Here is a 26,504-nt window from a genome sequence, read left to right as displayed (position 1 = left end):
AGGCCCGCATTTGCGGGCTTTCTTTTTAGTTAAGCTCAAAGCGCACACCGAGTTTTCGTCATTGAACGGCGGTTTTTGGATATACGCACGAGGCTAAACATCTGAAAGTAAAATGGTATATCCCGAGCTAACGTTTAATGCTTGTGCTGTTTTGCGAGAAATAACAGCTATTTCGTCTTGTTCTTCGGTTTCTGCCATCATTGCATAAAAAGGCTGGCTTAACGTGGCGATAAGCTTCATTTTACTCTCGGTGCCGCGCCTTGTACCTTCGCCAACTTTTATTCTTACTTGCTTTGTTGATTTGACAGTTTTTAGGCTTGAAACTTCAGCTTCCATACTTGGCGCACCATCAAAAATATCGATGTAGTTCGTGAATTTAAACCCTTCTTTTTCTAGCATTGCCATAGCGGGTTGGCCGTCGTTATGTGGTTTACCAATAGCCAACTGAGCCTCTTTGGGTAACATATTTACATACAGCGGAAGTTTGGGCATTAAATCAGCAATAAATTGATTTCCGTTTACGGCACCATATAAATCCGCTTCAGCGTATGTCATAGGAAAAAAGTGACGTCCGACGACATTCCAGAAAGGCGATTCCCCATCCTTATTTACATAGCCTCGTAGATCGGCCATGACTTGCTTTGGAAATACATGCTGATGTAAACCCATAAAAAGGTAGCGTACTTTTGAAAGTAGTTTTCCGTTGAAGTGTTTTCTGTATTCAGGCAGTAAGTAGAGTGATGCCACTTCCGCGTACCCCTCAAAATGGTGACTTAGGTGCAGTATGTCGTGGGTGTAGTGTGCGCCTAGTGATTTATTTCGCTGTGCGACTTTTTCTCGCTTGTAACTATAAAAACTGTCTTCTTTTCCTAATTCACCAAAAATTGCAGATGTACCAATAAGCTTGCCAGTTCGAAGGTCCTCCAATACAAACAAAAGGTAGTCTGGACGCTCTTGACGCATAAGTTTTTGTTCTTCTCTAATGGAACGATTTAATTTGTTATCAAGCGTTGCTCTATCCGGTGGGAAGGTTGTCATACCTGGCGATGCAGCTTCAGCTAACGCAAGCAAGCCTTCCAAGTCATCACCTTTTGCTAGTCTCACGCGAGTGTCAAAGCTGATGTTATTAGTCGTAGTTTGTTCAGCGCCAATCGTTTTACACTCAAGGTGAATACCCGCGACCATGCAGCGAACGGAGCCTCCTCCCATTTCAATAGTAGGCACTGCGATGGGAAGTAAAGTAAGATCGCTGGGTAGTAAAGCTAGTTGCTCTTCGTTCATTGAACTAAAAGCAGTGTCTGATATAAGTAATAAACGTTTTCCATTGCTATTCAAAAGCTCTAGGCAGTTTCCGGCAAAACTATTCACTTGTTCTTCGCTAATTTCGATGACGTTTTTACCTGTCTCCTTAAGTGTTGAAAGCACCACATTTTTGTCGCTTTCTTCTATCATGCTAGTAGCAACAATGGCAAAATCACTGCCCACACACATCATTACGTTGGTGTGGTAAATCGCCGTACCAGCAGTATCAAAGGCGCTAAAACATATAGGCGTTAAACCAATAGCTTTACACGCCGATATTACAGCTCTCTTATTGGCTCGTTGGGATAGGCAAACATAGGCTAGCGCGTTTACATGGTCGATCACCATAGCCCCTGTACCTTCAACAATATCTCCGTCTTCTTCAAAGAAAGATAAATCTTTAGCTTGCTGTACGATATAGTGTTGCTGCAGATAACTGACAATATCGTCACGACGCTCCGCTCGGCGGTTTTCACAGTACATAGGGTAGGTGACAAGCAAACCGTTGGGATGTGTACTTAACCAATTATTTGGAAATACGGCATCGGGCGTGTTTTTCCTTTCTGTTTCAAACACCTCTACCGTTATGTGGTTCATACGTAAAATGCGAACCATCTCATCAAATTCCGCACACGCATTCTTTGATATTTCCGCTCTATTTCTTCCCGTCGATACAAGGGGCTTCTGAAAACTATTGTCTTTGGCTGTTTGTTCGTTGGGGCGAAAGGCACAGGGGCGTACCATTAAAACGGAATTTGGTGTAGTTAATCGTGAGTTTTTGATGTGACTGGCTTGCATAATACGTCCTACAGCCCTTAGCTGAAATATTTCCACTGAAAAGAGCGTGTATTTTATTCTCTGGCGAATTCACTTAACCATGCTCAAGGTGTTGCAAGTTGTTATTTAGTTTAAGCATATTGCTCAATTGTTTTATCATTATGCTTTTCGCTAATTAGTCTTGGAGAACGAGTTAATGACTCGACGATTTGTTTATCTATTGGGGAAACGACCATGTATGTAGATTTAGATGCGAAAGATCGCGAGCTTCTCGATATATTGAAGCGCGATGCGCGAACACCTGTAACCGTGCTAGCTGAAGTCCTCTCGTTATCGCGAAATACGGTGCAAAAACGAATCGACAGGTTAGTAAATTCGGGGGTGATCGACGGTTTTACTATTCGTGTTAACGAGCAGCTGCAACCAGACAAAATAAAAGCTCTTATGTCAGTCGAGCTTGAAGGGCTTAGTACAACACAGCTTATTAGTAAGCTTAGGCAGGTGAATGGTGTTGAGCGGTTTCATACTACAAACGGAAATTGGGATTTACTTATTGTTATAACTGCCGAAAGTCTCGCGCACTTAGATGGCATTTTAAAAGAAGTGCGCGGCGTTAAAGGCGTGCTTAATAGTGAGACGAGTATTATTCTGTCTACTACTGAAAAATAGTGTGTACGCCTTATCAGTCTTAGCAGCTATTGTCGCCATTTATCCATCGATTTACATCATCACTTAAATTTAAGTCTGTGCCCAAGTTAAACTCACCTTCTCGAACAGATACCTCGCTGCCGTAGGTTGAGTGGGTAACGGTGACGTGTAAAAAAGGATATTGCGGGGTGCTCCCTTCTTTACGACTGGCCGTGAGTTTGTAGCCGTTTTGTATTGTGTACGTGTTTACGACTATATCGCTATGGATTGGCTGATGCAGTGTGGACCAGCATCGGTTTGCATTGTATTCAATGCGCTCAACTATTTTTTCAGGTTCTTGGTTGGTGGAAATAGAAGAGGTCGGCAAGATCACCATACAGCCTGAAGCAAATACCGCTATACAAATTACTAGTATTGCGTGGTTAAATGAGCGGCTGAACGTTCGGCAGCGTTTAATTTTCATCATAAGTCCCTCTAATCGTTATAATTATATTCATAAGGACTTTATATTAGCTTATTTGTATGAACAATGGCTGAACAGAATACTGGCTAGCGTTCACCTTGACTCAACCGCTTTGCAAATTAATTAAATTTCGGGCTTGCCAGTGGGGATTGCTGATTCTTTTTCGGTGAGATGTGACTTCCAACGCTGCTGTGCAACGTGCGCTTTCACCAGTTCTAAGCATTCGTTTACAACGTTAAGTACTTCTTTATCAAGTGCATCGGCGGTAGGGGTATAGTCGTGCATGCCGACTGAAATGAAGTGGTCGATGCGCTCTGCGTCTAAGTCGCTTAACAGATTAACTAGCGATGTGGTCACGATATCGGCGACTGACTCTTCCAACGTATTTTCAATGGTTTTGCCGATAACAGGTAGGTAATGCAGGGAAGAAACTTGTGCATTACTTCTCACCGCTTTACCCACGCTCTTGCGCACGTGCTCCCGTATCACCTCGCCGTGCTCTTCGCTTTGAATTGACTGGCCTAAATGGTTGATAACGCCAGCCATCCATTGGGTAATGACAGGACGGCGGGGGGCCAGTACCTGTGCGTTGATATCGTCTAATAAAGGCGAACCTGCTGAGATGTCTTTTTGCGCATCGCTGAGCACTTTTACAACAATTCGGTCGCTTAACTCTTCGACAAATACATCGTAGTAAAACGCAAAAAAGCGAAAGACCGCGGTTTGATTTAAGTCGATGATTTCGAATTTGTGCAGGCGGTGCAAAATAGAAAATATGCGCAAGAAACGAAATAGGCGGGTAGGTCCAGTAGGGATTAGACCTATGATATCGTACCAATGCAAAAACGGAAAAAAGTACCAGCGTAAGTGTTCTTTACGCACAATAGCTACAACCCACCGGAAGCAAAATTCGCTGAAGAAAATGGCGATAAACACCAAGTCGACCAACAGAAAGTTGTTGTGAACGGGATCGTAAGCACTAAGAAAAGCGGGAAAATACGTGCCCAATAGACCATAGACAAAGTCGGTGGCGTATAAGGCATCGAAAATGAGCCATGTTAGGTTCACAAAAAGTATACCTAACATGACTAAATCTAAGATTAACCAAGGCGTTTCATGACTGTTTCGCAAATTTTCTCGGTTAATTCTTAGCATTTCCTTATCCTGTATTCTGACTTAAAGCGTAACGTAAATGCAGTTAGGCATGAACAATATTGAACTTTAAGTATTAAAGGTTAGCTTGATGCGTTCAACCTTGTTACGTCTACATAAAGTTTTAGCTTCTGACCAGGTTGTAGATAGCGCTTAGTATTAAGTGAGTTCCACTTGCCTATGTCGCTTACTCTAACATTGAACTTGCTGGCGATACGAGACAACGAATCGCCATTTCTTACTGTGTAGGTCACTTTTTTGGTAACACCGTCTTGCGCTTTACCTTCCTGCCAGATAACTAAGGTTTTGCCAGGGTGAAGCATATCGCCAGGGGCCATACCGTTCCATTTAGCTAATTGTTTAGTGCCTATATTGTACTTACGGGCAATATCCCAAAGCGTATCACCAGATTGTACGGTATGACGTACTTTTTGCTTAGACGTGTTGCCGTTCTGCAAGCTGGCTAGACGCTGTTCCTGAGATAATGTGTAGCTGTCCAGTTCTTGAAGTGCTACTGGTACCATTATCGCTTGACCCACGCGGATCATGGACGAGTCTAGCTCATTCACTTTTTTAAGAACTTTCACGGTGGTGTGATACTGCTTAGCGATTTTACCTAAGCTGTCGCCGGGCTTCACCGAATGGCGTACCCAGTTCAATCGCTCTTTTTGATCAATTTTGGCCAGTGCTTGGGAAAAAGCGGCCGCTTTGTCTAAAGGAAGTATCAACCTATGGGGCCCTTCTGGCGACGTTGCCCAACGGTTGAACCCTGGGTTTAACCCGTGTAGTTCTTTTAAAGACATACCAGCAAGTTCGGCGGCAAACGCTAAATCGACCTGTGAGCCGATATCAACCACTTCGATAACCGCTACATTCTCAACTTCAGGCCACGCATACGCATATTCATCTTTATTTTTTAGAATATCAGCCAGCGCAAGTAATTTAGGCACGTAAGCACGTGTCTCTTTGGGTAAATTTAAGTTCCAAAAGTCGGTAGGTTTACCCGCGCGTTTGTTAGCTTTAATAGCCCTTTGAACGCGGCCTTCGCCACTATTATAGGCGGCAAGTGCGTGCAGCCAATTACCATCAAACATTTCGTTTAAATAGGTTAGATAGTCAAGTGCACCTTGAGTAGACGCAACAACGTCTCGACGTCCGTCATACCACCAATTCTGTTGCATACCAAAGCGCTTACCTGTGCCAGGAATAAACTGCCACATACCAGCCGCTCGGCCATGGGAATAAGCAAAGGGATCAAAAGCACTTTCTACTATTGGTAAAAGCACAAGCTCCATCGGCATGTCGCGCTTTTCAATTTCTTCGGTAATGTAATAAAGAAAAGGCTTGGCGCGTTTTACAACGCGAGCCATATACTCTGGGTGCTTCAGGTACCATTTACGCTGTGCGCTAATGCGTTTGTCGTCAGGGATAGGTAAGGCGAAATTCGCACTTGCACGTTCCCATACGTCAGTAACGACCGCCTGCGTATGCATATCCGGTGTATCGGTAAGCTCAGCGCCTTCTTCTAGCGTATCATCATTGGGGTGAACAACATCAATAACGCCGTCTCTTGCAATTTCACAATCAGAAATGGCTTCTTCGTTGTTATGAATTTCACTGCACGCTTCTAGTGAAGCGGTTTCGTTACTTTCTAATTGTGCATTGTCGTTATTATTATCGGTTAACTGACAACCCGTTAAACCTAGCGCCAATATCAGTGGCGACAGTGGGAAAAACTTCAACTGCATATATGAAGAAACCTCGTGGAGCACTGCAAACCGACCATGTTACGATAATCGGCTTACTTTTGCATCAAAACTCATCTTTCCAGCGGCGAACTGCAGCAAATACCGCTACATCGTCAGCCAGGTTATTTTCGCAATAGGCTTCGGCAGCAGTTTTCACAGAAAGTTCATGAGCCCGTAAAAATGGGTTTATGTTTTTTTGCTCTTTGAGATTACTAGGTAGTGTAGGCTGACCTTGAGCGCGTTTTTCTGCCACCCACTGTGCGTAGTCACACAGCGCCTTATTGTCTGGCTCTACGGCTAAAGCAAACTGGACATTAGCCTGAGTATACTCATGTGTACAGAACACTTTCGTGGTGTCGGGCAGTCGCTTTAACTTATTCAGTGAATGATGCATTTGCTCTGGCGAACCTTCAAACAATCGTCCGCAACCTGCTGAAAATAACGTGTCGCCGCAAAACAATGCGCCATGCCCGAAGAAAGCAATGTGATCAAGGGTATGACCTGGCACTTCCATTACTTGCAGCGCCATTTTAAAAACAGGTAGCGAGACAGTATCGCCTTGAGAAACAGATTTAGTTATTCCTCTTATGTGATTGCCTCTTGGGCCAATAACTGACAAATCTGGTACTGCAGATACTAATTTAGCAATACCACCTGTGTGGTCTCTGTGGTGATGAGTGATGAGAACTGCGCTCAGCGTTAAGCCTTTGGCTTTAATAAAGGCCAGTACTGGCTCAGCATCACCTGGGTCGACAACAATAGCGCTACTCTCGTTATAAATACACCAAATGTAATTGTCGGTAAAAGCGGGAATAGGATGAATGGCTACGCCTGAAGGAAGTGTTTCTGCCGTCATAAGAGTACCTGCTTGTGTAGGTAGAATTATGCGTTACTATAGGGACTTGTGAAGAGCAGAGCAACCTAAGAGCGCGCAGTGTTAATGAGATCGGCGTTTAAAGCCAAACCGCCACGCTACCCTACAAATTGGAATGATTTCCCCGCCGGAGAGCACATTCGACATGCGGTCAATGCAGTTTGTAGCGATTATGCTGAGCGAATTTTCGGGTATCACTTTGCCAAACTAGGCTCGCTAAGTGCCGATATAAATCTCGATACCAGCCCAATTCGACACCACATCAATCACGTTCCGTTTAATGACCTAGCTAGCGAGCAGCCACACCACAATGAAGCGAAAGAGGGCTTTCCCAATCACAATGCATCGGGTAAATCGTTAGGCGGTGATAAACGCGAACCGAAAATAAGTAGAGAAAACACGGTAGTGGGGCAGTCGCACTGCTTACCCTTCGCCGAAAACAGCATTGATGGCTTTCTACTTGCTAATGAATTAGATTTTGCACAAGACCCTCACGAAATATTAAGAGAAGTAGACCGCGTTATTACACAAAACGGTTATGTGATCATAAGTGGCTTTAACCCCTTAAGCCTCGCCGGCATTGCCAAATTTCTACCTGTTAAGCGCGGAAATATCCTACACGATGCACGCTTTTTTACGTCCTATCGCATTAAAGATTGGCTTCAGCTGCTGGGATTTGAAATTGTTGAACAACGTCAAGTGATGTTTTCAACGCTCTTTTTTCAACAAAAATGGAAAGGGGCGGTTAAGCTTCAAGACTATTTAGCATCTTACTTGCCATGGTGCAGTGCGGTGTACGTAATACTCGCGAAAAAGCGGGTTATACCCATGACCGCAATAAAACCCAAACGCAATTTGAAGCCGCGTTTTTCCGCGGTGGGCGCCAGTGTAAGGACCTCTACGATGAATCGCACGCTGCGCTAGTATTGTTAATGAGTATGCCATGTGCAGAGAGAGCACGCCAAGCTCTTAACTTGAAAGCAGCGACAGACGCTTACCATCTTCTATATTTACCAAGATGTTGTAACTAAAACGGATGGCTTTCGCGTTTTTAAGCAAGTTTGAAAGGGGAATAGGAGATAGCATAGACTGCTATCTCCTAACTGAGACGTTAGTCGTTACTCGTTTTATAGAGGTGCACATCTCGTTGTGGATATGGGATGCTAATACCTTCTTCGTCAAAAGCTTTTTTAACTTTTTCCTGCATATCCCAGTAGTAAGGCCACAAGTCATCTGTGGCGACCCACGGTCTAAACATCAGATCGACTGAGTTATCGCCTAATCCGCCTACACAAATTCTTGGTGCAGGGTCGGTTAACGAGCGCTCATCTTCTTCAAACAGACGCTGCAACACCTTCTTTGCTTTATCGATATCGTCATCGTAGCCTATACCAAATGTCATGTCGCAACGGCGTTTATCATATACGCTAACGTTAATTAACGTAGCATTAGACAGGCTGCCATTGGGAATAACTATGCGCTTATTGTCAAAAGTGTTAAGTACAGTATAAAGAATTTGTATCTCTGACACTGAGCCTAAATGACCCTCTGCTTCAATGGTGTCACCCACTTTAAAGGGTTTAAAAATCAGTATTAGCACACCGCCAGCAAAGTTCGCCAGGCTGCCTTGTAATGCCAGACCAATGGCCAAACCTGCTGCACCTACGACGGCAATAAATGAGGTGGTTTCAATGCCTATCATTGAGGCAACTGAAATCAACAGCATTACTTTTAGCACCGCACTGATAAGTCCGCACAGAAACTTATTTAACGTGGGATCCTTTTTACCTAGCCGATGATCTAATAGGTTTACAAAACGATTCACTAACCAGAGACCCACCACCAAAGTAAGAATAGCCAACAACAATTTGGGGGTGTAAGTCATCACCAGTGATATAGCTTTTTCGGTTAATTCCGATAAATCGATATTAGTCCCGAAGAAATCTTCCATAAATACCTCTTTTATTAATTAACCACGTTGATTACGTTAAAAAAAGAGGGTTAGATCGCCTTGAATCAAACCGAACGGAACTGCGCTGTGTTTTGACAAGAATTTTCTAGCCGATTTGCCTTAGGCAGATAAGGTTAGTGAGTGGGTAAGTAATTAGTGAGTGGGGAGTGTAAGATGATAAGGCTTATTAGCATACCAAGTTACGTGCTTGCACTTTGATTCTGGTTATATGATTTTTGCTTTATAAATCTGAGCGCCGCTTTGACCGCCCAATAAAAAAGGTGACATCCCGTCGCTCAATAGCGCTGAATGTCACCTTACTTTTAAGGGGGCGCTTTACAGCTTACTTAACACGCATACCCGGCTTTGCACCTTCGTGCGGCTCAAGAATGTATAGCTCGTCGCCACCAGGGCCCGCGGCTAATACCATACCTTCACTCATGCCAAAACGCATTTTACGAGGGGCGAGGTTCGCTACCATTACCGTATGTTTACCGATTAGGGCTTCAGGCGAGTAGGCCGACTTAATACCTGCAAAAACTTGTTTAGTTTCGCCACCTAAATCTAGCTCTAAACGTAAAAGTTTGTCAGCTTTCTCTACGTGTTCAGCTTTAGCAATACGTGCAATACGTAAATCTACCTTGGCGAACTCATCAAACGAGATAGTGTCGCTAATAGGGTCTTTAGCAAGCGGGCTGTCTGGGTCGATTGCCGGTGCTGCTGGCGCTAAGCTTTCTTTTGAATCTTCAACCATGGCGTCGATTTTCTCCATTTCTACACGCTGCATCATCGGCTTGAATTTGTTGATGGCGTGGCCTTTCAATAGGGTTTGCAGTGAATTCCAGTCGAACTTATCGTTTAAGAATTCTTCTGCTTTTTCTGCAAGTACAGGAAGCACAGGCTTCAAGTAAATCACCAACAGACGGAACATGTTAATACCTAGCGAGCATACATCGTGTGTGAACTGCTGCTTAGTCTCGTCTTTAATGGTTACCCAAGGTGCATTGTTATCAATGAACTGGTTCGCTTTGTCAGCAAGGGCCATGATTTCGCGCACGGCTTGGTGGTACTTACGCTTCTCGAAAAGTGCAGCAATGCTCTCTGACGCGTTTTGGAACTCTGCAATCAGTTCTGGTTCAATCACGTTGTCAGACAGTTTCCCGTCAAAACGCTTAGTGATAAAGCTTGCACAGCGGCTTGCAATGTTAACCACTTTACCTACCAGGTCTGAATTCACTTTTTGTGCGAAGTCAGTAAAGTTAAGGTCGATGTCGGTAACACCGTCGCCTAACTTAGACGCAAAGTAGTAACGCAGATACTCTGGGTTCAGGTGGTCAAGGTAAGTACGGCCTTTAATAAACGTACCGCGCGACTTTGACATTTTCGCGCCGTTCACCGTTACGAAACCGTGAATATTTACGCCAGTAGGCTTACGGTATCCCGCACCTTCTAGCATGGCAGGCCAGAATAGGCAGTGGAAATAGGTAATATCTTTACCAATAAAATGATAAAGCTCAGCCTCTGAGTCTGCTTTCCAGAAATCATCAAACTTTAAGTTGTTTTGGTCGCAGAAGTTTTTGAAACTTGCCATGTAGCCAACAGGCGCATCTACCCACACGTAGAAGAATTTGTTCGGCGCACCTGGAATTTCAAAGCCGAAGTAAGGCGCGTCACGGCTGATGTCCCACTGTTGAAGACCTTCAGTAAACCATTCTTGCAGCTTGTTAGCCATTTCTTCCTGCAGGGCACCTGAGCGGATCCACTCTTTTAACATGCCTTCAAATTTTGGCAGGTCAAAGAAGAAGTGCTCAGACTCACGTAGCACTGGTGTGGCACCCGATACTACGCTGCGAGGTTTTTTCACTTCTGTTGGGCTATACGTTGCGCCACATACGTCACAGCTGTCGCCGTTTTGATCTTCTGCGCCACAGCTTGGGCAGGTACCCTTAACGAAACGGTCTGGCAAGAACATTTCTTTTTCAGGGTCGAACAGTTGGTTAATGGTGCGCTTGCTGATGTAACCCGCATTATCCAAACGGGTGTAAATTTCTTCACACAGCGCCTTGTTTTCTGGCGAATGGGTTACATAGTAGTTGTCGTAATCTACGTGAAAATCAACAAGGTCTTGGTGATGTTCAGCACGCGTTCTTGCCACCATTTCTTCTGGTGTAATGCCAAGCTCTTGGGCTTTAAGCATAACCGGCGTACCGTGTGCATCGTCGGCGCAAACACTGTAACATTCGTTTCCGCGAAGGCGCTGAAAACGAGTCCAGATGTCGGTTTGAATGTGTTCTAGCAAATGACCTAAGTGAATAGAGCCATTTGCGTATGGCAACGCACTGGTTACCAGAATTCGGCGTTTTTCTGACATAATGACGTTATTGATTCTTTGCGTTTCAAAATGGCTGCAAATACTAGCGGAAAACCGCGTTTTTTGCATTACGTAATTCACACAATTCTACTACTAGTAAGGCATTTTATGTTCTTTTCTCGCAAAGCAGAGCCGGCAACTCAAAAAGTTGCTGTAATTTTGGCCAAGTATTTTTCGTTAGATGTTGAAGATACCTTGCCATGGTGTGCTTTTAGCAAGCCAGAAAATGAAGATGCCGGTGTGACAGTTACTTTGCCGTTTTGTATTGCTACTCAGTTAGACGCGCTTAAACAAGAAGTGCTTAAACAGCTAAAAGGGAAGCTTGGCGATGAGCTGCTTACGTTTAAACAAAGCGTAGCAAGTGGAGAAACAGAAGTAGCTCCGGTCACCAATATTAAAAACATCATAGCAGTGGCTTCTGGCAAGGGCGGTGTAGGTAAGTCGACAACCAGTATTAATTTAGCGTTTGCGCTTATGCAAGAAGGCGCGAAAGTAGGAATTTTAGATGCCGATATTTATGGGCCATCAATTCCCATTATGTTGGGCAACCCCGATGCACACCCTGAAAGTGAAGATAATAAGCACATGCAGCCGCTTATGGCACATGGGCTGGTGGCGAACTCCATTGGTTACTTAGTGCCCCAAGAAGACGCGGCCGTATGGCGCGGACCCATGGCTAGCAGAGCGTTAAAGCAATTATTAGATGAAACCCTATGGCCTGTGCTGGACTACTTGATTGTAGACATGCCACCAGGAACAGGCGATATCCAACTGACAATGGCGCAACAAGTACCGCTGACTGCTTCAGTGGTAGTTACAACGCCGCAGGACTTAGCACTAGCCGACGCCCAAAAAGGCATAAGCATGTTTGAAAAAGTGAACGTACCTGTATTAGGGCTTATTGAAAACATGAGTTATTACCAGTGCAGAGCCTGTGGTACCAAAGACTATGTGTTTTCAAAAGACGGGGGCGAGGCGCTTGCCGAACGCCACGGACTGCCACTTTTAGGTCAGCTACCGCTTGATATCCATATTCGCGAGCATGGCGATGCCGGCACGCCTTTGTTAATTACCTCGCCCGAAAGTGCATTGAGTGAAAGTTATCGCGAGGCTGCTCGCGCCCTGTCTATGCAATTGGCCCTTACTGTTGCGCCACGCAAAGGGGCAGTAAAACACATTAAGGGCAACCCTATTGGCATTGTTGGTAAAGAGTAACTAGCTTGAAATATCTAGGTAACAAATATCAGGAAAGCCCGACGGATAGGTAAATTCAGACAGGTGTAGTAAAGGTGAATTATAGCCAGGTTCGATTGCTTAAATTTAAAATTTGATAAAACTATACGAAAATTGCGCAAAAGCAGATAAAACAAGCCTTTGAGCAGTTGAATGCATGCGGCGACATACGCATAATAGCGGCCTAACGAAATGAGGAATACACCATGCGCTTGTGCGACCGCGATATCTACCAACATCTGCAAGATGGAAAAATTAAAATTGACCCTACACCCAGCTACGATCAAATAAGTGGTGTAACGGTAGATATCCGCCTAGGTAATAAATTTCGCGTGTTTGAAGATCACCAAGCACCGTTTATCGATTTAAGTGGGCCGAAAGCACAGGTTCAAGAAGCGCTTGACCATGTTATGAGCGATGAAATTGAACTAGAAGAGGGTAAAGCCTTCTTTCTACACCCTGGGGAGCTAGCGCTTGCCATTACCCACGAGTCAGTAACCTTGCCTGACAACATCGTAGGTTGGTTAGACGGGCGTTCTTCGCTTGCGCGTTTGGGCTTAATGGTTCACGTGACCGCGCATCGAATAGATCCAGGCTGGTCGGGCAACATCGTTCTTGAGTTTTACAACAGTGGTAAGTTACCGCTGGCGCTTCGCCCTAAAATGAAAATAGGGGCACTTAGCTTTGAGGTGCTATCGGCGCCAGCTGAAAAACCGTACAACGCACGAGTGGACGCTAAATACAAAGGCCAAGCAGGTGCAGTTGCAAGCCGAATCTCGTCAGACGACGAGAGTAAATAAAAGAAACCGTCTCAAAAACACGTTTTTTTCGCAAAAGCGTAGTGCGTTTCCCGCTAATTACTGATAGAAAATATAAGAGCAATAACTAGCACTTATAATAAAGCTATTAGTAACGGGAAGCGCAATGCACACAAACTCTGAACCTTCTTCAGAAACTCTACAACGAAAGCCAACACGCAAAAACAGTATAATTCTATTTGCCTTTATCGCTTCAGTACTATGTGGCTTGGGATTGTGGGCCATTGATCAGCCCAGCGAGATCATTTTTACCGCAGCAATTACGCTATTTGTCGCTGTGCTCTGGGTGACTGAAGCGCTCCCTATTCCCGCTACCTCACTTTTACCCTTCGCGCTATTCCCGCTATTTGGTGTGTTGTCTCACAGCGAAGCTGCCTCTGCTCTCGGAAGCCACGTTATCATTCTATTAATGGCTGCTTTCATGCTTTCAAAAGGGTTGGAGCGCGCTAACTTACACAAGCGTTTCGCCATTTACATGTTGCGTATAACGGGCAGCGGCAGCCCGCTCAAACTGGTACTGGGCTTCATGTTAACAACCGCAGTACTCAGTATGTGGATTAGTAATACGGCAACAATCCTAATGATGTTGCCAATGGCTATCGCTATTATCAACGCAGTAGACAATCCGCGATTTGGCGTGGCGCTTATACTTGGTATTGCTTATTCAGCAAGCTTAGGTGGGGTAGGGACACCGATTGGGACGCCACCTAATATTATCTTTATGAGCGTGTATGAAGAAACCCAAGGTATTGAATACAGCTTTATCGACTGGATGAAAACAGGTGTACCAATCGTGATTTTAGGCGTACCGATTATGGCTTTATGGTTAGCGCGCGGTATTAAACAAGTGGGGAACATCGATTTACCTGTCCCAGGCACGTGGACAAAAGCCGAGAAGCGTGTTCTTGCTATTTTTGGCACTGTCGCTTTAGCTTGGATTTTCAGACCTTTTTGGACTGCTTGGATAGGCATAAGCACAATAAGTGACAGTACTATTGCCGTAGCGGGTGTTGCGGCTATGTTCTTTACAAACAGCGGAAACGATAATGGTGAAGTAGACGAAAAAGGAAACAACGACAAACTGCTTGATTGGAAAACCGCAAACGATATTCCGTGGGGCATGTTGTTATTGTTTGCTGGCGGTATTTGTATTGCCAAAGCATTTATGTCATCGGGCTTAAGTGTTCTTATGGGAACATGGTTAACGGGACTTTCTACGCTTCCTGTTCTTCTGTTGGTACTTGGAATTTGCTTGTTCGTTACCTTCTTGACGGAAATTACCTCTAACACGGCAACATCTACACTACTAATGCCAATTCTAGCGGCCGCGGGTATGGCTGTGGGCGTAGATCCTAAGTTGTTGATGATCCCCGCGGCAATTAGCGCAAGTTGCGCTTTTATGCTGCCAGTAGCTACAGCGCCTAACGCCATTGCATACTCAACGGAAAAGTTCGACATAAAAACTATGGCCAGAGAGGGAGTGGTGCTAAACGTGTTAGTTGCACTGGTAGTAACTGGGGTGTGTTACGTTACGCTGGCCTAGCTTGAACGCGCTTTTGTGAAGGAGATACGCCAATCTCTCTTTTAAAAGCCTTTGAAAAAGAAGCTTCCGTTTCGTAACCATATTGATTTGCAATGGTAATTAACGGCTTGTTGCTTTGGATTATTTCTGTGCAGGCACAACGCAGGCGCCATTGCGTTAGGTATTTAATTGGAGTTACGCCTGCACAGGCTTTGAACTTTGCTGCGTAGTTAGATTTAGACATATTCGCAATACTCGCCAGCATTTCTACGTTCCAATGTTGTTCAGGCGCGTTATGCAGCGCTTGAAGGCTATTTGCTATGGCCGGATGCAGTAGAGCCCCTAAGGTTGATGAGTACTTGCTCATTAAATGCTTCACAATCAAAAGGAATACAACCTCAGCGATTTTGTTTAGCAGAACCGACGAAGTGAAGGTTGAGTCCGACACTTCTAACGACGCGCTGATAAGTAACTGCAGACTTTCATGTAGCACTCTACTTTCTTTTGATGCTTTTTTAATTATCCAAAATTCTGGCAGTTCTTTTGTTATTACTCTCATTAAAGGGTGCTGATACTCGAAGTAACCGCAAAGTAGCACCGGGCCTTCAGCTCCTAGTTTCTCGCTAACAGGAATAGAGCTTGCGCTAACATTTTTGTAAGTGTGAGTTTTTGTAGGGCTTAAAAGGTGTGGGCTATCAACAGGCAGTAAAACCATGTCGCCTTTTTCTAACAGAACTGGGCCGTCGTCGTTACGGTGTAAGTAGCATTGACCGTGAGTTACGGCGTGAAAATTAATAAAGCCGGTGCCAGAAGTGTCAATTTGCCAGTTACCGCAATATTGTCCGTTGTGAAATACATTGGTGGTTATTTGAAGTTGGTCAAAAAGGCTTTCTAAATTTTTCATGGTGTTTTGGACAAGTATTTAAGCGTTTGGAGCATGTTTGTATAAGACCGAAGTACGTACCATATTCTTCGAACTTATACAGAGATAGTGTGAAAACACTCGAAACACCAATGTGGAGAAGAAATAGCATGAGAGTATTCTTAAAAGGTAGTTTATTTGCAGTTTCACTAATTGCTAGTGGCGCGGTATTCGCTGGCGTTGATACTGAAACCGACGAAAACGGAATTATTTTAGCCGGGCACGACGCTGTAGCTTATTTTACTGAAGGTAAGCCAGTGCTGGGTAAAGCGACTATAACGGCTGTCCACAACGACGCTATTTACCGATTTTCATCGCAGAAAAATAGAGACATGTTTGTAAGCAACCCAGACAAATACGCACCAGCGTACGGCGGCTTTTGTGCCTACGGCGCAACGTTTGGTAAGAAATTTGAAATAAACGGCAAAGCGTTTGAAATTGTTGATGGCGTACTTTATGTGAATAAAGACGAAAGTGTATACAAAGCATGGGCCAAGAACATTCCTACTCATATAGATGAGGCGAATGAAGAATGGCCAGAAATCAAAGATGTAAGTGCAGACGACTTGTAATAAGCTTCGTTTTAGATGTGTTTTGATTACCAAATAATCGTTTAGGCGGTTATTTGGTTTTTTTACATTGCAAAGTCGTTGAAATTGAGTAGACTTGTCGGCTCTTTCGGTCGGTGTGTAGCGCAGCCTGGTAGCGCACTGTCATGGGGTGTCAGGGGTCGGAGGTTCAAATCCTCTCACACCGACCAACTTCTTCCTCGCTCTCAGCGATACCCCTAGTTCTAAATTTCGGCTCTACCCCACTATTAGCTTAACTCTCAAGCGTTTTCTATCTAAACATATTTACCAACAAATCAACGAACTGAATCGAACCGTTCGGACTCTCTCGGGCTATAAACAATAGCAGGCGGGGGCGACGTTCACTTTATGGCACCCATGCATCAACTTTCATCCAAGGCGATTATTCAGAATCTTCTTTTCCTTGATCAACCAACAACGAAAGCGTGTCAATTATTGCATCGAAGGGCTCAATTGTTTGATATCCACGAGAAAGAATTACCGCGCCTTCTAAACACGAAATTACCGTAAGCGCCATTGAATTCGAAAGCACAACAGTTCGCCCGTGAGAAATGAAATGATCTGCAAGTATTGATTGCCAGCGCTTAAAAATACGGGAAATAGCTAACTTGATTTGTTCTTCGTGTTCGTCTTGAGATGCTTCAATGGCTGCGGCGACAATAGGACACCCTTGTTGAAAGTTGGAACGGTGGAGTCGCTCTCGCCACTGATGTAGAAAGGTTTGGAGTCCGTTTTGATTATCTTTATCTAAACAGCCTTTTAGTCTCTCTGCGGCTTTTTCCCCAGCCCACTCTATTGCTTCAGTAATAATTTGAACTTTACCATCGGGAAAGTGATGATAAGTTGAACCAAGGGGGGCGTTGGCTAGCTTCGCCACCTCTCTAATACTCACACCTTTCAACCCTCTCGTTGATAAAATAGATGCCGCAGTTTCTATTACCCTTTGGCGGCCCTCAGCTGAACTTTTGCTCATACAATTCTCGCTTGTTATAACACTTGTTATAGAGTAGCATCGAAAAATAATTAAGACACTCGTTATAATTTGGTGGGATATGGAAGCAATTGAATTTATTACAAGCGATAACTACCGCCTAAAAGGGTATAAATATCTGTCAGAAGGTGATTTCAAAGGACGGATTATAATTGCCGGAGCAACAGGCGTACCTCAGGGGTTTTATCGTCGGTTTGCATTATTTGCCAGTGAGCGAGGTTTCGAAACTATTACGTTTGACTATCGTGGGATAGGAGAGTCTAAACCCGCAACGTTGAAAGGCTTCAGGATGAACCTATTGGATTGGGGCAAGCAAGATTTGGCTGCGGTTGTTGAAAGCGTAAGTCAGGATGGCGTTCCTCTTTATATTGTGGGTCACTCTTACGGTGGTCATGCCTTTGGGCTACTACCCAATCACCATAAAATATCTGGCTTTTATGTTTATGGAACAGGCGCAGGGTGGCACGGGTACATGCCTTTATCAGAAAAGCTGAAAGTGCTTACAATGTGGAATGTTGTTTTACCAATTTTAACGTGGTGGAAAGGGTATTGCGCATGGCGAGTATTAGGAATGGGTGAGGACTTACCTCGAAATGTGTTTAGTCAATGGAGGCATTGGTGTCGCTTTCCCCATTATTTCTTTGATGACCCTAAGATGTTTGGAATTGAGAAGCTTTACGAGGCAGTTAAAACGCCAATAGTAGCGGTAAATGCACTAGATGACCTTTGGGCCTTACCTCAATCACGCGACGCGTTTGTTAAGTTTTATGCAAATGCCCCTGTTACTCGTGTCGATTTACATCCCAATGCGTTATCTGGCGCTGTTGGCCATATGGGATATTTTAGAAAGAGTGCTGAACCGTTATGGCAAACTACCTTGGATTGGTTTGCCGGATTAGATTCTTAAGGCTATTAGAGAAAAATAGATAATGAGAAAGGGCACCCACACGGGTGCTCGATATTTCTAATCGTTACGTGCATTTAACGTATCGAAAAGCATTAATAACGAACCCGCCATAAATAACCATACTCCAGCGGTTGCAAATTTGCTGAAGGCTGGCAAGAAAAGGGTACTTCCCCAAAAAAAGCACAAGCAGGCGGCTACACCCAATTTGTTATTTTGTACTTGTTTCATGATAGTCATTTTCACGTCTTCCTTACTACTAAATAGAAGGTTGAAACTGAAGGCTTACTGAAATACGGTTCCAGCTATTAATTTGCAGAATAATAGACGTGAGTTCTATCAGCCCTTCTTTTCCGAACGTGCTTTCTACACTGTTATACATTTCTTCAGTAATAGTGGAAGAGTGGATAAGCGTTAACGCTTCCGTCCACGCTAATGCTGTTCTCTCTTCAAAACTGAAACAATCTAGCTCTCTCCATGCAGACAATACATCAAGCCTTGACTGATTTTCATCAGACTCTCTCGCTTCTTCGGCGTGCATGTGTTGGCAGAAGCCGCACTGATTAATTTGTGACGCACGAAGCTTAACTAAATGTATGAGTTTATGACTTAAAGTACTTTTGACTGAAGGCTTAACCAAGCCTGTGAGGTGCTCAAGAATATGGGGATATTCAGAATATAGCTCAGATTGTGTAATACGTTTTTTCATAGTGATCTCCTTAAAACTGCGGAGAACTATAAAGTCTAAGCAAAACGCTTAATTGTAAATTTGCGACAACTTTCGCTTTCTATACTGAAGGGGCGTTTCCAGCGCGAAATCACTAAACGAATGCGTAAAGTGCGCTTGGTCGAAGTAACCACATGCCAATGCGACGTGGCTCAGCGCTTCAGAATTTGAGGTTAATAACGATCGAGCATGGCGTATTTGAGCAAATTGATACAGTTTGTTTGGCGAGAAACCAAAGTTAGTGCGAAATTGGCGCTCCAGCGTTCTTCGGCTGACGCCGAACTGATCGGCAAGATGTTGTGGGGGCACCAGTAAATTCATCGACTGATAAAGCATGCGCTCCCATTTCTGAAAGGCTCCATCAGTATTTTCTGCTAGCTCAATCAACCAGTGCTGTATTGCTAAGCACTGCTGTCTAATAGTTTTTCCAATAAGATAGGCTTGTAGTCGTTGATAGGAATCACGCTGCTTAACCATAGCCAACGCGATGTCGATTTGTTGGTTTTTACTGTCATTAAAGGTTAAACCGAACAAGTATTTCAAGGCACCGGGCCTAAATCTTACACTTATTTGTCTGCAAGCCAGTTCCCACGGCATGGCGCAGACCTGAGTATGGTAAAACAATTGTGCTTCACAGTTAGTTTGATCGAGATAAAAAGTCAAACTAGCACCTGCATCGGGATAAAACTTTTCGTTTAGCGTTGTAGCTGAGCCTTCTGGGTTATCAATCACCCATATGCATTGTACAAACCGTTTTATGGAAGCAGCAGGGGTCACGAAACCAATATCAATCTGCTTAAAGCTAGCGGCAGGTATAATTTCGTTGTTGGTTGAAGCGTCCATAAACGTTGGTTGGGAGTCTAAGTTAAATCAGTGAAGCTTTATATTACCCCTGTCGCGTGCCGTATCAAGACAAAGTTTCACGTTTAGTTAGCGTAGCGACCTAAAAAGCTTGTTATAGATTTCACCACGGCTTCAGCACTTTCAATTTGCGGATAGTGCCCAATTTGATCGAGCTCAATTACGTCTGCATTAGGAATGAGTTGTTTGTACCGCGCCACCATATGCGCGCCAGAGATTGGATCAGCCATACCTGCGGTTAGTCGAAGAGGGGCATTGGCATTTTGCAGTGCACTTACCCAGCGCTCTCGGTATAGTTTACGCTGCTTCATATAGTCCAAAAGCAAGTGCATGTGTTTGTGACCATTATTTGTACTGATAAGTATCCAAAAATCATTGATGTCTTGATCTGAAGGAGGTGTGTTTGGACCAAATATGTTGTGCATGCTTTTTCGAATTGCATTTTTGTTTAAAAAGCGAATGAGTAGACCACCAATTGGAGAGAGCAGCAGCTTTTGAATGGGCAGAGCACGATGTGTCTCAGGAAAAAGGCCACCGTTAAGTAAGTGCAGCGATTCGATGTTAAAGGCAAGGTTGTTTTCCAGTTGCTGCGCCATCATTTCTTGCGCAACCGTATCACCGTAATCATGAGATAGAACATGGGCACTTGTAATACCTAAATGCCTTATTACCTCACTTATCGTGTCTGCTTGTTCTTTAATTAAGTATTTTTTTGGTGACTTATCGCTAAAACCAAACCCCGGCATATCGAGCGTCACGCATTGATACTTGTTTGTAAGTGCTGGCCATATTTTAGTCCAATCAAAACTTGCGGTGGGGTATCCGTGAATGAGTAATAGTACTGGTCCCGTGCCTTCTGTTTTATAAAAAACTTGCTGACCGTCGACGTTTAAAAAGTGGCCGGAACTTCGCCATTGTGAAAGTTGCATTTCTACATGCCTTGTTATGTTTTTGTATTTAGCTTGCCCAGCCTTTGATTTCAGGTCTGTCGTGAGGGCGACATTTTAATAATGTCGCGCGCTGCACAGGGAATTTATAACGCAGGGTATAGGTAGTGGAAAATGAGAGGCACGCTAGGCTTCAACCGGAATACACACGGTTACTTTCGTACCCTCTCCTGGGGTTGATGTTAAGTCAATCTCACCGTTAAATTTTTGTCGTACTAAGTTGTATAAAATATTTAGGCCCAGCCCTGTACCGCCTTTATCACGAGCCGTGGTGTAAAATGGCTCGAATACCTTCTTGTGAAGTGCCTCTGGTATACCTTTGCCATTGTCTTGTACGCTAATCACAATGCCTTTGGCATTTTTACTGCAGCTCACACTCACTCTATTTACGTCGTTATTTACCGATGGACCAAAAGCGTGACGCTGAGCATTCGATATTAAATTTGTTAGCAATTGGGCAATAATACCGGGGCAGGTGGTTATTACTAAATTGGGCGTAACGTCTATACTAAGCTCGACTTGTTCTTTGCGAAGCATGGGCTTTAAAGGGTTACAGACTCTAGGGATATATTCGTCTAATGCAATTTCTTCTATTTCTAACGACGTTTGGTCTGCAGAAGTGCGCTTAAAGTCTTGTACTAAATTCGCTGCCCGCATCAGGCTTGTTTCAGCCAAGTTTAGTCCTTCAGAGCAAATAGCTTCAAAGTCTTTAAAACCCTGCTCGGTTAATTCATCGTTTTCGAAGTCTCGATAGATGTCTTTTAGTTCTTCTTTGCAGTTACTGACGGAGGTAAGTGCAATGCCTAACGGCGTATTTACTTCGTGAGCAATGCCTGCGACTAGATTTCCTAACGCCGCCATTTTTTCTGACTCGACGAGCTTTTCTTGTGCGGCCTCAAGTTCAGCCGTGCGGTCTATTACTTTTTGCTCAAGGGTTTGGTTGGCCTCAATTAGCCTCTGCTCGTAATCTGCGCGCTCATTTGCACTCACTGCACGCCCGTAAAGGTCTGCCAGTGACGCCGCAAATACAACTTCATCGGCATGCCATTCACGGGCTTTGCCTTGATGTTCACAGCAAATTATCCCAATCATTTTGCCGCGGTGGCGAATAGGGACATCAAGCATAGAGCTAATCCCAAGCGGCGTTAAATACACTTCTGCAAATTCGAATGTTGCAACATCTGTTAATGCGTCGTGGGCCGCAATGGTTCTCTCTGAATCTAGCGCCTCGAAATAATGAGGAAAGTCTTTTCGGGTAAGTACTAAGCTTTCGTGGTCCAGGTCATTACCCTTATCAATGAGCAATGTGCACTGTACCAGTGTTTGCATTTCATCATACAACCAAATGCCAGCTCGAGTAATTTGCAAACCCTCACACACCGAGTTGATAATAAGTCTAGAAGCAACGTCTAATTCACCTTTATCAATATCTGCGCTTTGGCTAACGCGTAATAAGATTAGTTCTAGCGATTCTTTCATTCATCTTCGTCCGGTTCTGTGGCTCGGATTTCAAGGATCCTGTCGAAGTGCTCTATCATAATGTGGGTGATTAGCGGATCGAATTGTTTCCCGGAATTCTCATGAAGATAGGCTTTTACTTCCTCAGGACTCCATGCCGGTTTATAGCAGCGCTTAGATAGCAATGCGTCGACAACGTCGACAATTGCCATAATACGACCCTCCACGGGAATGTCGTCTCCAGCTAAACCTTCAGGGTAACCTTGACCATCCCACCGCTCATGATGCGTTTTCGCAATGATGGCGCCCATTTTAGCAACGATGCGATCAGATCCCGCAAGTAGCTCGTAGCCTTTTTGTGCATGGGTCTTCATGATCTCCCATTCTTCTGGGTCGAGTTTGCCCGGCTTATGTAAAATAGTTTCAGGAATGCTAATTTTACCCACGTCATGAAGTGCGGCTGAATACCGTATGGTCTCAATAAACTCTCGGCTCATGTGAAGCTTTTCAGAGAGAAATTCGGTCATAAGAATGACCCTTCTCACATGGCCACCGGTCTCTTTACTCCGCATTTCGATTGCGTCGCTAAGCACCATAATGAGTTCTTTTTGGGTTTTTTGTATGTCTTCTTTTTGCGTGAGATTTTGGAATATTACCGCCACATTAGAGGCAAACATCTCTAAGGTCTTGCGCTGCAGAGCATCCAGTGGATGATCTAATTTAACATACAAGATGTTGTGGCTATCTTCTCCAGTAGGGTAGTAGCCGATGAATAAATCTTTAGACTGATAGTGACTTTTGCTTTCTAAGACTTGTTTGATTTCTTCTTCGATGGTTTCAGGAATTCGGCTAGAAATTCCAGGTTCGCATAATCCAACTAGGTCGCCGCTGGCACCTAGCACCGTCATGGTCGTATCGCCATATAAGTCGGTGTGCTGAGTAGACAAGTAGAGTACAGAGTTGTTTAGGTTAAGCAGTGTAAGTGTCTGTTTCAACACTGCGGTGCCAAATTGGGCTAAAGACTGGCTTGCTAAAACGGAAGACGAGGATTTTAAAACGTCTTCCATACCGCGCTTACCTTGCTCAATAGTCTGAATATCCCGATATGACCTTATTGCTGTGTACACACAAGACTTAAGTTTAAGCGATGATAATTCAGTTTTGGCTTTGTAGTCGTTTATGTCGTAACGCCTGATTACCTCTTCTTCCGGCGCCTGACCAGGTTGACCTGTTCGCAGAATAAGGCGGGCGGTATGGTTATTGAGCTCGTTGCGAATGGCATCAACCAAATTCAAACCCGCATCGTCAGTTTCCATCACCACATCAACGAAAGCGAGAGCGATGTCTGGATTTGCTTTGAAAAGTGCTAGGCCTTCAGCGCCACTGTGAGCTGATAGAAATTCAACCCCGCGTTTTTCGAAATTAAATTTCCGCAGAGTGAGTTTAGTGACCTCATGTACGCCTTCTTCATCATCGATTATGGCTATTTTCCATGGAGCTTGGCGAGAGGTGGATTGTTCTGTTTTTGACTTCTTAAATAACGACATACATAGCGCTATAAACGTTTAGATACATTAAACGTAAGCCACAATTTTCAATCTCGCAAACTTACTCGACAAGTTTTGTTCTAAAGTTCAATGAGCATATTTTGATGACAGAAGTCTCTTTATCATCAGTTAGATGTGTTTTAGGCAAGTATTAAAAATATGCCATGTTTGTTAAATTGTGGAGCCCAGCAGATTCCAGTAAGAGAAAACTGCTGGGCCGCGATACCTTACAACAATAGCGTTTAGCTATCTTCGATAGGGGTATTTTCAGTAATCGGTACCGTATTTACGTCGGTATCTAAGCTTTCTACCGCATTTCGTACGCCTGCGGCGTAGTCTGGATGTACCTTTTCTAGCACGGCGTACCAACGCTCTTTTACGCTATCTGAGCACGGGCCCATTGCAGCAGCGTAGTTTTTATACAGCCGTTCTTTTTGATCATCAGAAAACATCTCATACAGTTTTCGCGGCTGCACGTAATCCACATCTGTTTCATCTTGATGATATCTATCAGCGTCTCCATCAATGCGAAGCGGGGGCTCTTTCACTGAAAAGTCAGCCACCGGACCTTCGTATTGATTGGGCTCATAGTAGGCGTCAGGGTTACCAAAATCATTGGTAAAGAAGCGCATCGCGCCGTCTTTGTGATAGTGGTTTACCTTGCTATTTTTCGGCGCGTTAGCGGGGAGTGCTTCATAGTGTGTGCCCAAACGATAGCGATGTGCATCAGCATAAGAAAATATGCGAGCCTGAAGCATTTTGTCAGGGCTAAAGCCAATACCAGGGACAACATTTGACGGACTGAATGCTACGTTTTCTATCATTTGAAAGTAGTTTTCTGGATTTCTGTTCATTTCCAGTTCGCCAACTTCAATAAGCGGATAGTCATCGTGCGGCCACACCTTGGTTAGGTCGAACGGGTTATAGCTTTGTTGTCCTGCTTCCTCTTCTGGCATGGCCTGAATGTACATTGTCCACTTTGGGAAATTGCCTTCTTCAATGGCGTTATATAGCTCTTCCTGATACTTTTCCCGAGTGCTTCCAATGATTTTTTCAGACGTTTCATTGGTGTAGTTTTTAATGCCTTGTTGAGTTTTGAAATGGAACTTCACCCAATGACGCTTGCCTTCTTTATTCCACATGCTGAAAGTGTGGCTGCCATAGCCGTTCATGTGCATAGGTGACACCGGAATACCACGGTCCGACATTAAAATGGTAACTTGATGCACGCTTTCTGGCTGTGCAGCCCAAAAGTCGAACATGGCTTCTGGTGAGCGCAGGTTAGTTTTCGGATGACGTTTTTGCGTACGAATGAAGTCAGGGAACTTGTATCCATCGCGAATGAAGAAGATAGGAGTATTATTACCTACCATATCCCAGTTGCCTTGTTGTGTGTAAAACTTCAAGCTAAAGCCTCGCACGTCACGCTCGGTATCAGCTGCGCCTGATTCTCCTGCTACCGTAGACCACCGGCTTAATACTTCAGTTTGTTTGCCCACTTCTGAGAATAAGTCAGCGCATGTGTAATCGGTAATGTCGTGCGTGACCGTAAATGTGCCCTGTGCACCCCAGCCTTTCGCGTGAACGACACGTTCTGGAATTCGTTCGCGGTTTTGATGCGCTAACTTTTCGATTAGTTGATAATCTTGTAAGAGGGCGGGGCCGCGCTCTCCTGCTGTTTTAGTGGTTTCGTTACTTACTACGGGGGCGCCTGCCGACGTGGTTAATTGCGGTTTCTTAGCCATTATAAAACTCCTTTCGTATGCTTCTTTTGAAAGCCAAACTTCCATAAACATCATGTGTGCCTGACTCATGACATGCTTTTGCTACGCACTGCTAAATGAAAGGGTTTACAAACTTCTATATATATCTATAAAAACAAACAATCTGAATTGGGTTTGCCACCTATTGAAGAGCAAACTCGTCGTGTTTACTCTAACTTAACAAGTTCAATTACCGCGTTTAAGGAAGTGTATGAATTTTGCCGAGTTTGCAGCATCAAGAAAGAGTGTTAGAGGGTTCACTAAACAGCCTGTTACTAAGGAAACAGTAGACGCGATTATCAACACAGCGAAGTGGGCGCCATCGTCCTATAACACGCAAACCTGGAAAATTCATGCAGTAACAGGCGACGTGCTTGATAAAATTCGTGAAGGCAACACCAAAAATACACTTGAAGGTAAACCGCACGTTCGAGACTTTCCATACAAAGAGGATTACGAGGGGATTCACCGTCAGCGTCAAATTGATGTAGCCATACAGCTGTTTGACGTAATGGGAATAACCCGAGAAGACAAGGAAAAGCGTATGGATTGGATGATGCGCGGCTTTAGGCAGTTTGATGCGCCCGTTTCTTTGGTGCTTACCTATGACAAGGCTTTAGAGCCAGCAGGGATCACGCAGTTTGGTTTAGGGTCGCTGGCGTATGGCATTGTGCTAGCTGCATGGGACTTAGGGCTTGGTTGTGTTATCAATGGTCAGGGCATTATGCAGTCCGATGTAGTACACAAGCACGCTAACATCCCTGATGATGAGGCCATTATGATTTGCATAGCCTTGGGCTATCCAGACCCAGAGTTCGCTGCAAACGAGGTTCGCTCAACTCGCGCCGACAACGAAGAGTTTGTGACGTATCACGGGTTTTAGCGTTTTTCGATTTAGGCAGATTGTTATTTTTTCAGCAAGCCAATGCTGCGTT

At 44.3% G+C, this 26,504-nt stretch carries 24 protein-coding genes and 1 tRNA gene; 9 read left to right on the top strand and 16 right to left on the bottom strand.

Annotated elements, in window-relative coordinates; translation table 11 throughout:
- Positions 1-93: 93 nt before the first annotated feature.
- Positions 94-2,100, bottom strand: coding sequence for a citrulline utilization hydrolase CtlX (ctlX, locus tag ACFI6J_RS17565; protein ID WP_278346483.1), 2,007 nt, complete (start codon positions 2,098-2,100; stop codon positions 94-96).
- Between the two features lie 213 nt (positions 2,101-2,313).
- On the opposite strand from ctlX, the gene ACFI6J_RS17560 reads away from it, so the two are divergent.
- Positions 2,314-2,748 (top strand): Lrp/AsnC family transcriptional regulator, encoded by a 435-nt coding sequence (locus ACFI6J_RS17560; protein WP_014949919.1) that lies wholly within the window; start codon positions 2,314-2,316, stop codon positions 2,746-2,748.
- 19 nt (positions 2,749-2,767) lie between these two features.
- Here ACFI6J_RS17560 and ACFI6J_RS17555 read toward each other — a convergent pair whose 3' ends face one another.
- The 4 genes from ACFI6J_RS17555 to gloB form a co-directional block, all read right to left on the bottom strand.
- Entirely contained in the window at positions 2,768-3,193 is a 426-nt protein-coding gene (locus ACFI6J_RS17555; protein WP_278346482.1) for a halomucin, read from the bottom strand.
- A 120-nt stretch (positions 3,194-3,313) separates the two neighbouring features.
- Positions 3,314-4,345, bottom strand: a complete 1,032-nt coding sequence (locus ACFI6J_RS17550; protein WP_278346481.1) for an ion transporter — start codon at positions 4,343-4,345, stop codon at positions 3,314-3,316.
- Between the two features lie 80 nt (positions 4,346-4,425).
- The gene (locus tag ACFI6J_RS17545; protein WP_014976869.1) at positions 4,426-6,090 is read right to left on the bottom strand and encodes a lytic transglycosylase; all 1,665 of its coding nucleotides are present in this window, start codon (positions 6,088-6,090) and stop codon (positions 4,426-4,428) included.
- 64 nt (positions 6,091-6,154) lie between these two features.
- Positions 6,155-6,946, bottom strand: coding sequence for a hydroxyacylglutathione hydrolase (gene gloB / locus ACFI6J_RS17540; protein WP_342317726.1), 792 nt, complete (start codon positions 6,944-6,946; stop codon positions 6,155-6,157).
- Between the two features lie 84 nt (positions 6,947-7,030).
- Between gloB and ACFI6J_RS17535 the strand changes: the two genes are divergently transcribed.
- The gene (locus ACFI6J_RS17535) at positions 7,031-7,888 is read left to right on the top strand and encodes a class I SAM-dependent methyltransferase (RefSeq protein ID WP_278344317.1); all 858 of its coding nucleotides are present in this window, start codon (positions 7,031-7,033) and stop codon (positions 7,886-7,888) included.
- A gap of 187 nt (positions 7,889-8,075) precedes the next feature.
- On the opposite strand, the gene ACFI6J_RS17530 is transcribed toward ACFI6J_RS17535, so the two are convergent.
- The gene (locus tag ACFI6J_RS17530; RefSeq protein WP_039225292.1) at positions 8,076-8,915 is read right to left on the bottom strand and encodes a mechanosensitive ion channel family protein; all 840 of its coding nucleotides are present in this window, start codon (positions 8,913-8,915) and stop codon (positions 8,076-8,078) included.
- 343 nt (positions 8,916-9,258) lie between these two features.
- Positions 9,259-11,286, bottom strand: coding sequence for a methionine--tRNA ligase (gene metG, locus ACFI6J_RS17525; RefSeq protein ID WP_342317727.1), 2,028 nt, complete (start codon positions 11,284-11,286; stop codon positions 9,259-9,261).
- A 108-nt stretch (positions 11,287-11,394) separates the two neighbouring features.
- Between metG and apbC the strand changes: the two genes are divergently transcribed.
- The 3 genes from apbC (at position 11,395) to ACFI6J_RS17510 (ending at position 14,880) form a co-directional block, all read left to right on the top strand.
- Positions 11,395-12,501, top strand: coding sequence for an iron-sulfur cluster carrier protein ApbC (gene apbC / locus ACFI6J_RS17520; protein ID WP_342317728.1), 1,107 nt, complete (start codon positions 11,395-11,397; stop codon positions 12,499-12,501).
- Between the two features lie 224 nt (positions 12,502-12,725).
- Positions 12,726-13,319, top strand: a complete 594-nt coding sequence (dcd, locus tag ACFI6J_RS17515; RefSeq protein ID WP_014976864.1) for a dCTP deaminase — start codon at positions 12,726-12,728, stop codon at positions 13,317-13,319.
- 124 nt (positions 13,320-13,443) lie between these two features.
- Positions 13,444-14,880, top strand: coding sequence for an SLC13 family permease (locus ACFI6J_RS17510; RefSeq protein WP_049586885.1), 1,437 nt, complete (start codon positions 13,444-13,446; stop codon positions 14,878-14,880).
- On the opposite strand, the gene ACFI6J_RS17505 is transcribed toward ACFI6J_RS17510, so the two are convergent.
- Positions 14,867-15,763: an AraC family transcriptional regulator gene (locus tag ACFI6J_RS17505; protein ID WP_049586886.1), complete on the bottom strand. Its 897-nt coding sequence runs from the start codon at positions 15,761-15,763 to the stop codon at positions 14,867-14,869. The two genes, ACFI6J_RS17510 and ACFI6J_RS17505, sit on opposite strands and share 14 nt — an antisense overlap.
- Before the next feature lie 128 nt (positions 15,764-15,891).
- On the opposite strand from ACFI6J_RS17505, the gene ACFI6J_RS17500 reads away from it, so the two are divergent.
- A complete protein-coding gene (locus ACFI6J_RS17500) occupies positions 15,892-16,353 on the top strand; it encodes a YHS domain-containing (seleno)protein (RefSeq protein ID WP_039236516.1) in 462 nt (153 codons plus the stop codon).
- A 111-nt stretch (positions 16,354-16,464) separates the two neighbouring features.
- Positions 16,465-16,541, top strand: a tRNA-Pro gene (locus tag ACFI6J_RS17495).
- Positions 16,542-16,753: 212 nt separating this feature from the next.
- Here ACFI6J_RS17495 and ACFI6J_RS17490 read toward each other — a convergent pair.
- The gene (locus tag ACFI6J_RS17490; protein ID WP_321825595.1) at positions 16,754-17,344 is read right to left on the bottom strand and encodes a TetR/AcrR family transcriptional regulator; all 591 of its coding nucleotides are present in this window, start codon (positions 17,342-17,344) and stop codon (positions 16,754-16,756) included.
- A gap of 79 nt (positions 17,345-17,423) precedes the next feature.
- On the opposite strand from ACFI6J_RS17490, the gene ACFI6J_RS17485 reads away from it, so the two are divergent.
- A complete protein-coding gene (locus ACFI6J_RS17485; protein WP_049586900.1) occupies positions 17,424-18,269 on the top strand; it encodes an alpha/beta hydrolase family protein in 846 nt (281 codons plus the stop codon).
- A gap of 57 nt (positions 18,270-18,326) precedes the next feature.
- On the opposite strand, the gene ACFI6J_RS17480 is transcribed toward ACFI6J_RS17485, so the two are convergent.
- From ACFI6J_RS17480 to ACFI6J_RS17450, 7 genes are all read right to left on the bottom strand, one after another.
- On the bottom strand, positions 18,327-18,506 hold the full coding sequence (locus tag ACFI6J_RS17480) for a YrhK family protein (protein ID WP_168463413.1): 180 nt from the start codon (positions 18,504-18,506) through the stop codon (positions 18,327-18,329).
- A 19-nt stretch (positions 18,507-18,525) separates the two neighbouring features.
- Complete coding sequence (locus ACFI6J_RS17475) at positions 18,526-18,975, bottom strand: carboxymuconolactone decarboxylase family protein (RefSeq protein WP_049586902.1); 450 nt, start codon at positions 18,973-18,975, stop codon at positions 18,526-18,528.
- A 48-nt stretch (positions 18,976-19,023) separates the two neighbouring features.
- Positions 19,024-19,836, bottom strand: a complete 813-nt coding sequence (locus tag ACFI6J_RS17470) for a helix-turn-helix domain-containing protein (RefSeq protein WP_156086555.1) — start codon at positions 19,834-19,836, stop codon at positions 19,024-19,026.
- A gap of 83 nt (positions 19,837-19,919) precedes the next feature.
- A complete protein-coding gene (locus ACFI6J_RS17465) occupies positions 19,920-20,783 on the bottom strand; it encodes an alpha/beta fold hydrolase (RefSeq protein ID WP_462586287.1) in 864 nt (287 codons plus the stop codon).
- 144 nt (positions 20,784-20,927) lie between these two features.
- Positions 20,928-22,280, bottom strand: a complete 1,353-nt coding sequence (locus ACFI6J_RS17460) for a sensor histidine kinase (protein WP_069944535.1) — start codon at positions 22,278-22,280, stop codon at positions 20,928-20,930.
- On the bottom strand, positions 22,277-23,806 hold the full coding sequence (locus ACFI6J_RS17455; RefSeq protein WP_283617483.1) for a DUF3369 domain-containing protein: 1,530 nt from the start codon (positions 23,804-23,806) through the stop codon (positions 22,277-22,279). Before ACFI6J_RS17455 ends, ACFI6J_RS17460 begins: the two co-directional genes overlap by 4 nt.
- A 242-nt stretch (positions 23,807-24,048) precedes the next feature.
- Positions 24,049-25,551, bottom strand: coding sequence for a catalase (locus tag ACFI6J_RS17450; RefSeq protein WP_278346063.1), 1,503 nt, complete (start codon positions 25,549-25,551; stop codon positions 24,049-24,051).
- A 229-nt stretch (positions 25,552-25,780) separates the two neighbouring features.
- Between ACFI6J_RS17450 and ACFI6J_RS17445 the strand changes: the two genes are divergently transcribed.
- The gene (locus tag ACFI6J_RS17445) at positions 25,781-26,452 is read left to right on the top strand and encodes a nitroreductase (RefSeq protein WP_014949899.1); all 672 of its coding nucleotides are present in this window, start codon (positions 25,781-25,783) and stop codon (positions 26,450-26,452) included.
- The last annotated feature ends 52 nt before the right edge of the window (positions 26,453-26,504 follow it).

Source organism: Alteromonas sp. G4i13 (genome assembly GCF_054960505.1).
The sequence above is the reverse complement of the archived record's forward strand: the minus strand, read 5'-3'. Positions and strand labels throughout refer to the sequence as shown.

Bases quoted from the DNA above. Each gene is read 5' to 3' on its own strand.
- ACFI6J_RS17550 (WP_278346481.1), bottom strand. From the start codon at position 4,345: ATGCTAAGAATTAACCGAGAAAATTTGCGAAACAGTCATGAAACGCCT.
- ACFI6J_RS17505 (WP_049586886.1), bottom strand. From the start codon at position 15,763: ATGAAAAATTTAGAAAGCCTTTTTGACCAACTTCAAATAACCACCAAT.
- ACFI6J_RS17510 (WP_049586885.1), top strand. From the start codon at position 13,444: ATGCACACAAACTCTGAACCTTCTTCAGAAACTCTACAACGAAAGCCA.
- ACFI6J_RS17460 (WP_069944535.1), bottom strand. From the start codon at position 22,280: ATGAAAGAATCGCTAGAACTAATCTTATTACGCGTTAGCCAAAGCGCA.
- dcd (WP_014976864.1), top strand. From the start codon at position 12,726: ATGCGCTTGTGCGACCGCGATATCTACCAACATCTGCAAGATGGAAAA.
- ACFI6J_RS17485 (WP_049586900.1), top strand. From the start codon at position 17,424: ATGGAAGCAATTGAATTTATTACAAGCGATAACTACCGCCTAAAAGGG.
- ACFI6J_RS17450 (WP_278346063.1), bottom strand. From the start codon at position 25,551: ATGGCTAAGAAACCGCAATTAACCACGTCGGCAGGCGCCCCCGTAGTA.
- ctlX (WP_278346483.1), bottom strand. From the start codon at position 2,100: ATGCAAGCCAGTCACATCAAAAACTCACGATTAACTACACCAAATTCC.
- metG (WP_342317727.1), bottom strand. From the start codon at position 11,286: ATGTCAGAAAAACGCCGAATTCTGGTAACCAGTGCGTTGCCATACGCA.
- ACFI6J_RS17500 (WP_039236516.1), top strand. From the start codon at position 15,892: ATGAGAGTATTCTTAAAAGGTAGTTTATTTGCAGTTTCACTAATTGCT.
- ACFI6J_RS17465 (WP_462586287.1), bottom strand. From the start codon at position 20,783: ATGCAACTTTCACAATGGCGAAGTTCCGGCCACTTTTTAAACGTCGAC.
- ACFI6J_RS17555 (WP_278346482.1), bottom strand. From the start codon at position 3,193: ATGATGAAAATTAAACGCTGCCGAACGTTCAGCCGCTCATTTAACCAC.
- ACFI6J_RS17490 (WP_321825595.1), bottom strand. From the start codon at position 17,344: ATGAGCAAAAGTTCAGCTGAGGGCCGCCAAAGGGTAATAGAAACTGCG.
- ACFI6J_RS17470 (WP_156086555.1), bottom strand. From the start codon at position 19,836: ATGGACGCTTCAACCAACAACGAAATTATACCTGCCGCTAGCTTTAAG.
- ACFI6J_RS17475 (WP_049586902.1), bottom strand. From the start codon at position 18,975: ATGAAAAAACGTATTACACAATCTGAGCTATATTCTGAATATCCCCAT.
- ACFI6J_RS17445 (WP_014949899.1), top strand. From the start codon at position 25,781: ATGAATTTTGCCGAGTTTGCAGCATCAAGAAAGAGTGTTAGAGGGTTC.
- apbC (WP_342317728.1), top strand. From the start codon at position 11,395: ATGTTCTTTTCTCGCAAAGCAGAGCCGGCAACTCAAAAAGTTGCTGTA.
- ACFI6J_RS17560 (WP_014949919.1), top strand. From the start codon at position 2,314: ATGTATGTAGATTTAGATGCGAAAGATCGCGAGCTTCTCGATATATTG.
- ACFI6J_RS17455 (WP_283617483.1), bottom strand. From the start codon at position 23,806: ATGTCGTTATTTAAGAAGTCAAAAACAGAACAATCCACCTCTCGCCAA.
- ACFI6J_RS17480 (WP_168463413.1), bottom strand. From the start codon at position 18,506: ATGACTATCATGAAACAAGTACAAAATAACAAATTGGGTGTAGCCGCC.
- ACFI6J_RS17545 (WP_014976869.1), bottom strand. From the start codon at position 6,090: ATGCAGTTGAAGTTTTTCCCACTGTCGCCACTGATATTGGCGCTAGGT.
- ACFI6J_RS17535 (WP_278344317.1), top strand. From the start codon at position 7,031: ATGAGATCGGCGTTTAAAGCCAAACCGCCACGCTACCCTACAAATTGG.
- ACFI6J_RS17530 (WP_039225292.1), bottom strand. From the start codon at position 8,915: ATGGAAGATTTCTTCGGGACTAATATCGATTTATCGGAATTAACCGAA.
- gloB (WP_342317726.1), bottom strand. From the start codon at position 6,946: ATGACGGCAGAAACACTTCCTTCAGGCGTAGCCATTCATCCTATTCCC.